At 37.9% G+C, this 12,779-nt stretch carries 12 protein-coding genes and 2 pseudogenes; 4 read left to right on the top strand and 10 right to left on the bottom strand.

Features of this window, described 5'->3' with window-relative positions:
* Positions 1 to 287: 287 nt before the first annotated feature.
* Positions 288 to 1,730 carry a HEPN domain-containing protein gene (locus tag HT698_RS02720; RefSeq protein ID WP_173218028.1) on the bottom strand — a complete coding sequence of 481 codons (1,443 nt, stop codon included), beginning with the start codon at positions 1,728 to 1,730 and terminating at the stop codon, positions 288 to 290.
* A gap of 82 nt (positions 1,731 to 1,812) precedes the next feature.
* Positions 1,813 to 2,928 carry a hypothetical protein gene (locus HT698_RS02715; RefSeq protein ID WP_173218030.1) on the bottom strand — a complete coding sequence of 372 codons (1,116 nt, stop codon included), beginning with the start codon at positions 2,926 to 2,928 and terminating at the stop codon, positions 1,813 to 1,815.
* 222 nt (positions 2,929 to 3,150) lie between these two features.
* Between HT698_RS02715 and HT698_RS02710 the strand changes: the two are divergent.
* A pseudogene (locus tag HT698_RS02710) lies at positions 3,151 to 3,348 on the top strand (site-specific integrase); the annotation flags it as partial.
* 106 nt (positions 3,349 to 3,454) lie between these two features.
* Here HT698_RS02710 and rpsI read toward each other — a convergent pair.
* Positions 3,455 to 3,847 (bottom strand): 30S ribosomal protein S9, encoded by a 393-nt coding sequence (rpsI, locus tag HT698_RS02705; RefSeq protein ID WP_000075973.1) that lies wholly within the window; start codon positions 3,845 to 3,847, stop codon positions 3,455 to 3,457.
* An 18-nt stretch (positions 3,848 to 3,865) separates the two neighbouring features.
* Positions 3,866 to 4,312 (bottom strand): 50S ribosomal protein L13, encoded by a 447-nt coding sequence (gene rplM, locus HT698_RS02700; protein WP_001044624.1) that lies wholly within the window; start codon positions 4,310 to 4,312, stop codon positions 3,866 to 3,868.
* A gap of 281 nt (positions 4,313 to 4,593) precedes the next feature.
* Between rplM and HT698_RS02695 the strand changes: the two are divergent.
* Both HT698_RS02695 and HT698_RS02690 read left to right on the top strand, forming a co-directional pair.
* Positions 4,594 to 4,959, top strand: a pseudogene (locus HT698_RS02695) (helix-turn-helix domain-containing protein); the annotation flags it as partial.
* A gap of 190 nt (positions 4,960 to 5,149) precedes the next feature.
* On the top strand, positions 5,150 to 5,467 hold the full coding sequence (locus tag HT698_RS02690; RefSeq protein WP_000886037.1) for a DUF960 domain-containing protein: 318 nt from the start codon (positions 5,150 to 5,152) through the stop codon (positions 5,465 to 5,467).
* Positions 5,468 to 5,512: 45 nt separating this feature from the next.
* Here the strand turns inward: HT698_RS02690 and folK are convergent, their stop codons facing one another.
* The 6 genes from folK to HT698_RS02660 all read right to left on the bottom strand — a co-directional run bounded on the left by folK (position 5,513) and on the right by HT698_RS02660 (position 11,752).
* Positions 5,513 to 6,325: a 2-amino-4-hydroxy-6-hydroxymethyldihydropteridine diphosphokinase gene (folK, locus tag HT698_RS02685; protein WP_173218032.1), complete on the bottom strand. Its 813-nt coding sequence runs from the start codon at positions 6,323 to 6,325 to the stop codon at positions 5,513 to 5,515.
* 158 nt (positions 6,326 to 6,483) lie between these two features.
* Complete coding sequence (gene folE / locus HT698_RS02680) at positions 6,484 to 7,038, bottom strand: GTP cyclohydrolase I FolE (protein ID WP_061827444.1); 555 nt, start codon at positions 7,036 to 7,038, stop codon at positions 6,484 to 6,486.
* Positions 7,019 to 8,341, bottom strand: a complete 1,323-nt coding sequence (locus HT698_RS02675) for a folylpolyglutamate synthase/dihydrofolate synthase family protein (protein WP_173218034.1) — start codon at positions 8,339 to 8,341, stop codon at positions 7,019 to 7,021. The genes folE and HT698_RS02675 overlap by 20 nt, the downstream gene beginning before the upstream one ends.
* A gap of 1 nt (position 8,342) precedes the next feature.
* Positions 8,343 to 9,323 carry a dihydropteroate synthase gene (gene folP, locus HT698_RS02670; protein ID WP_173218036.1) on the bottom strand — a complete coding sequence of 327 codons (981 nt, stop codon included), beginning with the start codon at positions 9,321 to 9,323 and terminating at the stop codon, positions 8,343 to 8,345.
* A gap of 198 nt (positions 9,324 to 9,521) precedes the next feature.
* Positions 9,522 to 10,229, bottom strand: a complete 708-nt coding sequence (locus HT698_RS02665; protein WP_173218038.1) for a type II CAAX endopeptidase family protein — start codon at positions 10,227 to 10,229, stop codon at positions 9,522 to 9,524.
* A 104-nt stretch (positions 10,230 to 10,333) separates the two neighbouring features.
* Positions 10,334 to 11,752, bottom strand: a complete 1,419-nt coding sequence (locus HT698_RS02660; RefSeq protein WP_050365257.1) for an NCS2 family permease — start codon at positions 11,750 to 11,752, stop codon at positions 10,334 to 10,336.
* Positions 11,753 to 11,941: 189 nt separating this feature from the next.
* On the opposite strand from HT698_RS02660, the gene HT698_RS02655 reads away from it, so the two are divergent.
* Entirely contained in the window at positions 11,942 to 12,754 is an 813-nt protein-coding gene (locus HT698_RS02655) for a Cof-type HAD-IIB family hydrolase (RefSeq protein ID WP_173218040.1), read from the top strand.
* Positions 12,755 to 12,779: the final 25 nt, after the last annotated feature.

Genomic DNA, 12,779 nt, shown 5'->3' with positions numbered 1-12,779 from the left:
CTATGAACAGGAGTGTTTTGTTATGGCCGAAAAAGCTTATTCAGTAGAAACTAATACTAGACTAAAAATCAATGATGGAAACTCTTGATTTCTATACAAAAAAGACATCCAAGAGAAAATTCTTGAATGTCTGTAAACGTTAATATACTCATATTGATTAACGTTTACAGACAACTGACCTTGTCAGGTTGCAGCCACATTTATAAGCGACTAAAGTCTCAACAACTGTGTCAATTGTTCCAATTTCCATGAAAACATCCTAAATCATTGAGCTAATGGCTTGAGGTTTAGAATTTTTTATATTTATATTTCATATCCAATTCTTGATAAATATAATATCTCAGCACTTCTTGAAGAAACAATTTTGTTTCATACATCTCCCTGATATCTGTTATCATTTCTGGATAGTTATCTTTCGAATCACCATGAGTATAGTAATTTCGTGTTTGAATTAATTTTATTATTAGTAATTCTCTCTCACTATTCGAAAAAATTTTAGACAGATTAAGCTCATCAATTGAATCGAATAAATTTTTTAAACGTTCGGCAAGGTTAGGCTCTTTTTGATTAAATTTCAATTTATTTCTAAATTTTCTTCTTACCTCTTCTAAAAGATGTGTGTTTATAAAGTCAAACAAAGATTGTCTAGCTTTTTCTTCAACATCAGATAAACATTTCGGATTTTTAAAATTCTTAAAATTTCTAGAGTAAACTTCCAAATTCCTAATAGCATCAACCAACTGATCTTCCAAATATAAATCACCATGAAGATTTTTTGAAAATTGTCTCACTATAAATTCAAGTTCCTCAGATTTATCAAACCAATGATTTAAAATATGTTCAAAATTATCTTCTAATGCCCTCAAAGAAATATCTTGCTGAGAATACGATTTCCATTTTTGGGATTTTCTAGAATGCTGAACAAAGAATTTGCCTTTTATAAGTGGCATACGCTTACCATCTATCATTTTATAAAGAACAAGAAATTCAATATTAGTAAAAGACAATGGTATATTTGATAAAATCTCAATAAATTCCTTAAACTTATGTGAAGCTTGATAAAATTCATCAAAATATCTTATATTTAAATCAGCTGAAATAAGTTTAATAAAATAATCACTGGTAAATGACGTAGTTGTATATGAAGAATGGAGTATTGCCACATCTTCAAAGTTCATTCCTAGTGATCTTATTGACACTTTTGTTGGTTGATATTCACTTACTGCACTTTCAAAAATAGTTTGATTGTCTCTATATTTAACAGTTACCAATGATTTTTCAATCCATTCCTCAATATGTTCAAAGCTAAAATTATATTCCTTGATTTTTTCAGAATCTAATTCATTAATTAAATCTTTAAAGGCCTCAGAACTATAATCAAAATTTCCAAGCTCATTATAAAATACACTGTAAATTTTAAAATTTTTTACTCTATATCTAGTTATCGGAAATCCAGGAGATGAGGAATGTACCATTGGTTCACCATAAGTATTTAAAATTAAAATATTACCATTACTGGAGAAACCATATATCTTTTCCAAACACTTACCAAAACCGAATGAAATACCTGATTCCTCTTCAAATCCACCAAATAATTCTAATACAATTTCACTAGAAGAATAATGTAAAATACCGCTCAAGTTATCCTTACTAACTATATCGTCGGAACGTTCTGAAAAATACCCTTTTATTTCAAACTCTTTATTCCAAGTGTAATCTTTAAATTTCATATTATCCTTTCTGATTGCTTTTCAAAAATCTTCACAACTTTCTAAACTATGATTTTTATGTCGGTACTACCTTTTAATTGTATTAGACCAGCTTCCAATTCTCATCATTCGAGTTATCAATCAGAGTATTTCTTTTATTACTCAATAATTCATCACTCACAAAATATTGCCCTAGTCTCTCTACAAAACCACAATTCTGACAAGTATATAGATAATCTTCTTTTATTTCCCTCACTAAATTGATATTGAACTTATATATCCTCCCGCATTCTTCACATGTCATGCTAAGATTATCACCATTAAATATGAAATCAAAAATACTTTCTAATTCTTTATTTTCTTCTCCAGATAAAGCTAAAATTATCTTTAAATTTCTAATATACCGGTTAAGGGTAACTATTTCTAAATCAATATCAAAATATTTCTCAAATATAGCAATAGCTACTTCTACTAAATAAATGAGAATGTAGGGTGTTTTCTCATAGAACAAATGCCAAAAATCATCCCAAATCTTATCATCAGAAAATATAAAATTAAGATTTCGCTTTTCCGTAGGATAATTTTTATTCTTTGTCACCAAATGAATAGATTGATCAAATACACTTGTTAAACTATTTTCTGCCTTTCGATTATATATAATGTCATATAGTAATTCAGGATCAAGTAATTCTCTACTAAAATCCAAAAAACCATTTTCATACTGAATCGATTCTTTTGCTTTTAAAAGTAGGTCAATAACAAATTCTTTTTTACCCTTCAAATCACTTACGTCATATTCCCTAAGCTCTCCATATTGTATTTTTTCTAAGAAATCATGTGGTTGAACCAATATCCAACTTAAATAAAATAAATTATCTTGAAAAGGTTTCCTAGCAAGAGAAAATGCAACAGTAACTTTTCCCCTCTCTATACAACTCAGAGATTCAAATAGGTAGTAATTTAAATCACGTAAAATTGAAAAAAAGATGTGAGGTATATATACATATTCAGAAATATCTAAATCTTTTTGTCTATCTAGTTCATCAAACAAGTCAATTTCATCATTTATCTCATTAGTAAATCTAAAAGATAGACTGGATAATTGATATTTATCAGCTTTAACTAAAATATCAACTAGTATATCATACAAATATAGCATTAATTGATGACGTTTTCTATACTTAGTTGGTAATAATTCTGATATGTGAGATTTAGCCAATATTACTTTCCTCAATTCTTTTTAACTCTACATAACTATATTATACTCTAAAAGTACTCAGTCTTTATCTAGAAGGTTCCTATATAACTTAACAATTATTTTAAGTGTAAACCTAGAAAAGCACTTTGCAAATAGCTTTGAAATATTGATATAATCGTATCAATTAACGTTTTAAAGCAACTGACTTTGCCCTCCCAGTCATATTATAGTGTCGATATAGCAAAAGGAAACACCAACAAGCCTTTACATGCTGACTATCTGAACAATAAAATGAAAAGCATTAGAAAGCGACATAAAGAGCTGGCACATGCTACACTTCATAAACTACGACATACAGGTACAACTCAAATTTATGTCAATACTCCTAATGTAGTTCCTATGGCAGTTGGTGAATTTGCTTTAAAGTCTCTAAAACAATAAGGTAAAAATAAGGTAAACTTTGAGGTAAGCTTTTCAAAAAAATACGAAAAAAGCACCCATAAGGTAAACTTTTGAGTGCTTTGAAACGTTGATATGATCGTATTGATTAACGTTTACTAAATTGTGATGCTTTACGAGCTTTCTTAAGACCTGGTTTCTTACGTTCAACTTTACGTGAGTCACGTGTAAGAAGTCCTGCGCGTTTCAATGAATCGCGGAAGTCTGGGTCTACTTGAAGAAGGGCACGAGCGATACCGTGACGGATAGCTCCTGATTGACCAGCGTATCCACCACCTACAACGTTAACGAAAACGTCGTATGAACCTACAGTTGAAGTAACTGCGAATGGTTGGTTGATGACAAGACGAAGGTCAGCGTGTGGGATGTACTCTTCAACATCTTTTTTGTTAACAGTGATTTTACCAGTTCCTGGAACAAGGCGAACGCGTGCAACAGCGTTTTTACGACGTCCAGTACCTGCATATTGTGCTTGTGACATACTTTATTGTTCCTTTCCTTAGATAAGTCCTGAAATATCAAGAACTTCTGGTTGTTGTGCAGCGTGAGTGTGCTCAGCTCCAACAAATACTTTCAACTTCATACCTTGAGCGCGTCCAAGAGTATTGTGTGGAAGCATACCTTTAACTGATTTCTCGATCAAACGTACTGCATTTTTAGAACGAAGTTCACCTGCAGAGATTTGTTTCAATCCACCTGGGTGGTTTGAGTGAGTGTAGTAGATTTTATCAGTTGCTTTTTTACCAGTCAATTTAACTTTTTCAGCATTGATAACAATCACAAAGTCACCTGTATCAGTGTGTGGTGTAAATGTTGGTTTGTTTTTTCCGCGAAGTACGCTAGCAACTACTGCAGAAAGACGTCCAAGTGGTACATCAGTTGCGTCAACTACGTACCATTTACGTTCAACTTGGCCTGGTTTAGCCATAAATGTTGTTTTGTTCATGATTTCTCCTATATATAGTTCGATTTTTGTTTACGGTGATGGGTGTTCCTTCCCATCGAAAAGTATTTGGAAGGTTCCGGGGCCTTTCAAATGGGGTAAACAATACCGCCTACTATAATACCAAATTTCACCCCTAAAAGTCAATAGATATGAAAAATATTTTTCTAAACGTAACTTCTCAAAGTAACTTCCACTTGCCTGACCAAAGTGGAAATTAGTCTAAAACGGATTTTTATGGTGGAATTAAGTGTGAGACGTTTGAGTTAGAAATGAGGTCTACTATGACAAAACATAAACACCTTGCCCTTTCAGACCGTAATGATATCCAATTAGGCTTAGAGCGCGGTGAAACCTTCAAAGCTATTGGACAGTCCATTCTAAAAGACCCAACTACTGTTTCTAAAGAAGTCAAACGAAACAGACAAGTTAGAGAATCTACTTGTGATAACCTTCCTTGCCCTCTACTCGACAAAGCTCCCTTTGTCTGTAATGGATGCCCTAAAAGAAGACAGAATTGTGGCTATCAGAAAATCTTCTACCTTGCTAAACAAGCTCAAAAACAATACGAACAAACTCTTGTTGAATCTCGTGAAGGAACTCCCCTCAATTCCAAGACCTTCTGGGACATGGACAAAGTCATTTCTAATGCGTAACTTCTCAAAGTAACTGAAAGTTATATAATCAAGTTAATTTGGGAATTTACCTATTAACTTCGGGAGATTTTTGGGATTTTTTCCTTATTTCTCCCTGTAGCTAAAATCCTTTTCAAAAAATCACCTTTTCTTGATTTTTAATCCTATTTGCTGTATGATAAGGGAAAAGAAAGGGGGCAGAAATATGGCTTTTACCAATACCCAGATGCGGTCGGCTAGTTTTGGCATTGTTACCAGCTTGCCTGATGATGTCATTGACTCTTTTTGGTATATTATTGACCACTTCTTAAAAAATGTCTTTGAATTGGAAGAAGAACTTGAGTTTCAATTGCTCAATAACCAAGGAAAAATTACCTTCCACTTCTCAAGTCAACACCTCCCTACAGCCATTGATTTTGATTTTAACCACCCTTTCGACCCTCTTTATCCCCCGAGAGTTCTGGTTTTAGATATGGATGGTAGAGAGACTATCCTCCTCCCAGAAGAAAATGACCTATTTTAAAAACTCTAGCCTTCAGTTGTAAGTGACTGAAAACTAGAGTTTTTTCTATTGTTTCAAAGCATTATACAAGTTGCGAATAGGTTGCTTTAATATCGGATGGATAAAATGAGGCGCAATTTCTTGTAGAGACTCAAGAACAAAAAAGCGTTCCGCTATGTAAGGATGAGGCAAGATGAGGTCGTCTGTATAAAGAATCTGGTCCTCCACAAAGAGCAAGTCCAAATCAATCAAACGAGGTCCCCAATGCACTTCTCTCACCCGTCCCATCTCTGCTTCAATGGTTAACAAGGTTTCTAATAGCACTGGGGCAGGCAACCATGTTTCTACTTCAACCACTTGATTAGCAAAGCTATCTTGCTCCACACCACCCCAAGGCTCCGTCGTCAAGACACTGGACTCTTTGAGAATATGGATACCTCGATTTCGCATTTTCTCAATGGCTTGTCTCAAGTTTGCTTGTTTATCTCCCATATTGCTTCCTAGGGCGATAAAGGATCGTTGCTTGCGGCGATGAATGGCTACCGAGCAAGTATCTAGTGGCAAATGCACTGGCGCCCAAGGTTTTTTCAGTTCCAGCTTCATTTCTTGGACAAGAGGATAGGCCTCAAAAGTACGTTCCACCAGTTTATAAGCTACCGTTTCAATCAAATCCTCAGTTGTTTCCTGAAACCAAGTCGTCCACTGCTGACACAGTTCTCCATAATGGACAGAAGCCGTTAAATCCAAGTCTGTCGCCGCCTTGGTCATATCATAGGATAGGATGGCTGAAACGACAAACTTCTGCCCCAATTCCTTCTCACTAGGAAAAAGACCATGATAGGCAAAAATTTCCAAATCCTTAATCTGCAGTTGATCCATAATGATTCCTTTCTAGAAAAATCCGCCCAAAGCGGATTCTTTTTATACTCAATGAAAATCAAAGTGCAAACTAGGAAGCTAGCCGCAGGCTGCTCAAAACACTGTTTTGAGGTTGCAGATGGAAGCTGACGTGGTTTGAATTTGATTTTCGAAGAGTATTATAGTCCCATTAAACGATAAGCCTGATCTCGGAGGTCCTTATCTGTTTCAAATAGACCACGAGCTACTGTCGTCAAGGTGGCAGTGCCCGGTTTTCTGACACCACGCATGCTCATACACATATGTTCCGCCTCAATGACAACAAAGGCTCCTTTAGCGCCTAGATACTCCATCAAGGCATCAGCCACTTCGATATTCAACCGTTCTTGAATTTGTGGCTTTTTAGAATAAACTTCAACCGTACGAGCTAGCTTAGACAAACCTGCCACACGGCCATCTGGAATATAGGCAATATGCGCTCTACCATAAAATGGCAAGAAGTGGTGTTCACACATGGTATGGAAAAAAATATCCTTTTCTACCACCATATTATCGTCAATAATCTCAAAGGATTTTGACAAATGTTCCTCCGCTGTTTGACCAAGACCTGAAAAAATCTCTTGGTACATACGGGCTACACGAGCAGGTGTTTCCTGCAAGCCCTCGCGATTAACGTCCTCTCCGACAGCCTCGATAATCATTTTTACAGCTGCTTCAATCTTTTGTGTATCCATTCTCATTCTTCCTCTCCATCAGATAGGCTCTCACTTGGCTCAAGAAATACAAGGAACCCGTGACAATCCTAACTGTTTGTTTCTCTTCTTTTTTATCTGTCAATTTCTGCTCTAGAAAATCCTGCCAACCTTGGTAGTTGAGATTCCTAGACTTAGCTGCCTCTTCCAACACGCTTTCATCAGTCGCCCGACTATCTTCAAAATGTGTCAGAGTAAGCTCGGTATCTGGCATTGTCCCCAGCAAGTCCAACATATCCTCCAAGGCCTTGGTTTTGATACAAGTAAAGAGGATTTCCTTATGATAATCCGCAAAGCGTTCTTGCAAGGTTGCCAATAAGGCCTTGATAGCATGGGGATTGTGGGCCCCATCCAAAATCATCAGGGGGTCTCTCGACACAACTTCCAAACGCCCTGGCCAACTTGCTTCTTCCAAGGCTTGACCAAGTAGGTCATTGCTTGCTAGCTCTCGACCATCTTCTAAACAAAAAGTATCAAGTAAAGCTATGGCCATCCCAGCATTCTCTATCTGGTGCAAGCCAAGCAGGCTAGTCTGGAAGCGACCTTGTCTGACAGCACTTGTATAGTCAAAGACTTCCCCTGTCACCACACTTTCTTGATGGCTGACCTGATAATCTGTCCCGTAGGCAAATCTCAGTGCATCTTTCCCTTCCGCAATGCAGTCAATCATAGCCAAAGCTTCTGGAGCAATACGCCCTGTTACCAAGGGAATCCCTTGTTTGATAATACCTGCTTTCTGCTCTGCTATGGCATCCAAGGTGTCACCAAGTAGGGCCACATGATCCAGTCCAATAGTGGTGATGCCTGTCAAAATGGGCTGGCAGACATTGGTACTATCTAAAAGTCCACCCATGCCGACTTCCATGATAGCCACGTCTACTTGCTCCGAGGCAAAGTAATCATAGGCTATAGCTGTGATAATCTCAAACTCGGTTGTCCCCTGCAAATTGGCGGCCGTTTCTCCCTCCAGCAAAGACTGATAGTCTGCCATGAGGGCTTCTAGCCTCGCTTCTGGGATAGATTCTCCATTGATGCTAATCTGGTCTGTGTAATGAATGAGATAGGGCGAGCTGAACACCCCAACTCTCAGCCCCATCTTTTCTAGCATATTTTTCAAAAAAGCAATGGTCGAACCCTTGCCATTGGTCCCTCCGATATGGATAACCTTGAGTTTGAGATGGGGATTGCCACGCAAAGCTAACAGTTCCACCATTCGTTCCAAGCCAAAATGCGGTTGATCCGTCCGATAGTGGGCAATCCACTGATTGTTTTCAATTTCTTTCATCTTATTTATATTGTTTTAAATCTAGATTTTCCGCTTCATCAGCCAGACGAATGGCGGAGGCAATTTCAACTGCCATCCTGTGACTGGCTACGTCATGCACGCGCACCACTTCCACACCCTGTCTCGCAGCGATACTGGTTACATGAGCCGAAGCCGTGTCCCTATTGCGGAAACCAAGTTCTGTCTCAGGATTGACTTCAAAGCCATTTTCTTCAAGGATATTGATGACAAACCGCTTGCGCGATACTCCAAGAAAGATTGGATAGCCCTTCTGATGTAGTTTATCCAGATCCCGTAAAAGAAGCAGACTTTCTTTCTTGGTCAGACCAAATCCAATCCCTGGATCCAACAGGATATTTTCTTGTGCGATCCCAGCTTGATTCGCTCTCGATAGGGCTCTGTCAAAGAAAGCCTCCATCAAGTCTTCGATTGGCAATGTTTCAAAGTCAGCTAACTCTTCCTCTGTAAAAGCTTGACCAAAGCCAAAATGAGGAAATATGAGCGAGCTAGGATGCTGAGGTCGCGCCATGACTGGATTAAACATAATGACTACTTTCGCTCCAGCCTTTGCAACCACATGGGCCATTTTTTCATCACCCATGAGACCCGTGATATCATTAACTAGATTGGCACCAGCAGCCAAAGCAGCTTCTGCTACTTGACTCTTCCAAGTATCAATGGAGATGAGGACATCACTTTCCTTGCGAATCGCTTTAATCACTGGAACAACACGCTGGATTTCCTCTTCTATCTCAACATAGCTACTTCCCGGCCGAGGCCGAGTTGATTCTCCACCGATATCTAGCATGCTGGCTCCTTCTGCTATCAATTTACGAGCCTGCTGGAGCGCTTGCTCAAGCGCAAAAAATTGACCACCATCCGAAAAGGAATCTGGGGTTACATTGATAATTCCGCAAATAGCTGTCTTTGCATGATTTACTTTAGTTGACATATCGGTCACTCCCTCAAGGCTTTTCACCATATTATTTCTCTATTTTACCATAAAAAGAAAAAGATGGACACGATTGCATTCATCTTTTTCCCAGTAGAAACAAGTAAGCAATTGTCAATAATCTTATACTCTTCGAAAATCTCTTCAAACCGCGTCAACGTCGCCTTGCCGTACTTAAGTACAGCCTGCGGCTAGTTTCCTAGTTTGCTCTTTGATTTTCATTGAGTATTAAACAGAAATCCCTAATGTCCGACTCAAAATTACCACGAGAGTCAACAAACAGAAAACAACCCCATTCACAATCATGTGAAGTAAGATAGACATTTCCAAACGTTGGGTTTTATAAACTGTCCAAGTTAGCACAGTTGACATTCCTCCATAGATAAGAAGAGAAGGTAGATTTGTCGGTAAATGAAGCAAGGCAAAGATAATAGCACCGACTATATAACCCACATTTTCTTTACCACGAAAGAGTTTTTTAGGAATCACTCCTCGACATAAAATCTCCTCACAAATAGGAGCTATTAGAACCAGTAAGAAAAAACTGGAAATTAAGGAACTATTCTGGACCAAATCATTAATATTTGATTGATTGCTGGTTGTTGTTTCATTCATCAAACGCAGTAAGACCACACCAAGAATATTAAAGGCAAGAATCACTAGATAGCTTAAGGCCAATCTAGCCAAATCCTTAACCTTGAAAAACGATAAACCAAAACTAGTCAACTGTGTTTTCCTAGCACCTATTATAAATACAGTTAAAACCACAAGAGATAAGGTCCCTACTAATAGTCCAGTTTGAAGCAGTGGAAATTTTCTGCTAGTTAGAAAAGTTGCTAGAGCTAAAGGAAACTGAGAAAACAAAAGCCCTACTAGAAAGATTATTAACCACTTCCCCCTGTTTAATACTTCATCCCAAATATTCTTTTTTATCATCAATTATACTCCTACCATTCAATCAAAATCACCTACCTAGTTTGAAGCAATTTTCAAGTAACTATAATATAAAAAGGGGAGAACCCCTTTTTATATTATAGCATTTATAGGGCCATGCTGATGTAGTTAAGGATAAACAAGGCATCCAAAATCCAAATCATGACATGAACATCTTTAGCTTGACCTTTGACAAGCTTAGTCAAAGTGTAAGTCAAGAAACCAACTGCAATCCCTTGAGTGATAGAGTAGCTGAATCCCATAAAGATAGATGTGAAGAAAGCAGGAACCGCTTCAGACATATCGTCCCAATGGATATTTTTCAAGCTAGCCAACATCATAATCCCAACGATAATCAAGATTGGAGCCGTAGCAGCTGTTGGTACGATCGCTAGAAGTGGGCTAAAGAAGCTTGAAATCGCAAAACAGATAGCTACAACCAAGGCTGTCAAACCAGTACGTCCACCTGCACCGATACCAGCAGCAGACTCAACATAAGTCGTTACGTTCGAAGTACCTGCGATGGCACCAATTGAAGTACCAATCAAGTCAGAGTAAAGAGCCTTGTCTAACTTAGCTGATTGGTGATTTTCACCATTTGTCGCTACGATACCAACTTTTTCACCTGTACCGATCAAAGTACCAATTGTATCAAAAATATCTGTCAATGAGAAGGCAAGAATGGCCATCAGAGTTTCAGGCAAGCGAGCTGTATCTGAAATCAAAGCTCCCAAACCTTCTGAACCAAGAGCTGCACCAAAGATTGTCTTCAAATCTTCAAAAGCTGCACCAACATGGTTATTAGCAAAATCGATGCTTGACAAATCTACCAAACCAACTGCAATAGCAAGAACAGTTGTTGTCAAGATAGAGAGGATAATTCCCCCTTTAATCCCTTTGATGACAAAGAAGATAGTAATGGCAAGTCCTGCAAGAGCCACCAAAACAGCTGGATTATTAAAGCTGACCAATCCTGGAACTGCTGAAGAGTTTGCCGCAATCGTTGCTTGAGCTTTGTCAGCCCCTTCTCCTACAACAGTATAGTTGCCTGGATCAATCGTGAATTTCAAAAGTCCAGCATTCTTAATTCCTACATAGGCAAGGAAGACACCGATACCAGCTGAAATAGCTGAGCGAAGGGCATTTGGAATCGATTCAATGATCATTTTACGAACATTTGTCAAGGTAATAATCAATGAAATAATCCCACAGATGAAGACCATAGCTAGGGCTTCTTGCCAAGAATAACCAAGTCCAAATACAACTGTAAAGGTAAAGAAGGCATTCAGCCCCATACCTGGCGCTTGAGCGTATGGCAAGTTAGCATAAAAAGCCATCATCAAGGTACCCGCTACTGCACCAATAATCGTTGCTAGGAAGACACCCTGAGCAGGCATCCCTGTTTGCGAAAGAATTTGTGGGTTTACAAAGAGAATATAACTCATTGCAAAGAAAGTCGTTAAACCAGCGAGAACCTCTGTACGAACGTCTGTACCGTTCTCTTTTAGTTTAAATAATTTGTCCATTATCAATCTCCTTTTAATTTTTACGAACAATAACAGAATTATATCATTTATCATTCACTTTTTCAATATCTTTGTTTAATTTATTTAAGAATTTGATGGAATTTCATTTTTTGTTTGGAATCTGCTTTTCTGTCTGCTTTTTGTTATAATAGAAGACATCTTATCTGGAAAGACACTAGAAAGGTTCATATGACGAAAAAAATTATTGCACTAGACCTGGATGGAACCCTGCTCAACTCAGACAGTCAGATTTCTGACTTTACCAAAGAAACCATTAAAAAAGTTACTGAAAAAGGCCATCAGGTTATTATTACGACAGGTCGCCCTTACCGCATGTCAAAAGATTTCTACCGTGAACTAGGCTTAGACACTCCTATGATTAATTTCAACGGCTCCCTTACTCATTTGCCAGACCAAGTTTGGGACTTTGAAAAGTGTTTTACTGTAGACAAAAAATATCTTTTAGATATGGTTCGACGTTCAGAGGACATTCAAGCCGATTTTATCGCTGGAGAATACCGTAAAAAATTCTACATTACAAATCCTAATGAAGAAATTGCCAATCCCAAACTATTTGGTGTAGAAGCTTTCCAGCCTGAAAATCAATTCCAGCCTGAATTGGTGACCAAGGATCCTAACTGTATTCTGTTGCAGACCAGAGCCAGTGACAAATATGCCTTGGCAAAAGAAATGAACTCCTTCTACCAGCATCAACTGTCTATCAATACCTGGGGAGGTCCGCTCAATATCCTTGAGTGTACACCAAAAGGTGTCAACAAAGCCTTTGCTTTGGACTACTTGCTCAAGGTAATGAACCGTGACAAAAAAGATTTGATTGCTTTTGGAGATGAGCACAATGATACCGAAATGCTTGCTTTTGCCGGGAAAGGTTATGCAATGAAAAATGCCAACTCAGAGCTACTCCCCTATGCAGATGAGCAAATTTCCTTGACCAATGACCAAGACGGAGTTGCCAAAACCCTGCAAGACTTATTCTTATAACCTATACTGATACTCAATGAAAATC

The organism is Streptococcus sp. 3109 (assembly GCF_013276905.1).
GTDB lineage: Bacteria > Bacillota > Bacilli > Lactobacillales > Streptococcaceae > Streptococcus.
Note: the sequence above shows the minus strand (reverse complement) of the source record. Positions and strands in the feature narration are given on the sequence as shown.

Bases quoted from the DNA above. Each gene is read 5' to 3' on its own strand.
- HT698_RS02660 (WP_050365257.1), bottom strand. From the start codon at position 11,752: ATGGACAAATTATTTAAACTAAAAGAGAACGGTACAGACGTTCGTACA.
- HT698_RS02665 (WP_173218038.1), bottom strand. From the start codon at position 10,229: ATGATAAAAAAGAATATTTGGGATGAAGTATTAAACAGGGGGAAGTGG.
- folE (WP_061827444.1), bottom strand. From the start codon at position 7,038: ATGGATACACAAAAGATTGAAGCAGCTGTAAAAATGATTATCGAGGCT.
- HT698_RS02720 (WP_173218028.1), bottom strand. From the start codon at position 1,730: ATGAAATTTAAAGATTACACTTGGAATAAAGAGTTTGAAATAAAAGGG.
- rplM (WP_001044624.1), bottom strand. From the start codon at position 4,312: ATGAACAAAACAACATTTATGGCTAAACCAGGCCAAGTTGAACGTAAA.
- folK (WP_173218032.1), bottom strand. From the start codon at position 6,325: ATGGATCAACTGCAGATTAAGGATTTGGAAATTTTTGCCTATCATGGT.
- HT698_RS02675 (WP_173218034.1), bottom strand. From the start codon at position 8,341: ATGAAAGAAATTGAAAACAATCAGTGGATTGCCCACTATCGGACGGAT.
- folP (WP_173218036.1), bottom strand. From the start codon at position 9,323: ATGGTGAAAAGCCTTGAGGGAGTGACCGATATGTCAACTAAAGTAAAT.
- rpsI (WP_000075973.1), bottom strand. From the start codon at position 3,847: ATGTCACAAGCACAATATGCAGGTACTGGACGTCGTAAAAACGCTGTT.
- HT698_RS02655 (WP_173218040.1), top strand. From the start codon at position 11,942: ATGACGAAAAAAATTATTGCACTAGACCTGGATGGAACCCTGCTCAAC.
- HT698_RS02690 (WP_000886037.1), top strand. From the start codon at position 5,150: ATGGCTTTTACCAATACCCAGATGCGGTCGGCTAGTTTTGGCATTGTT.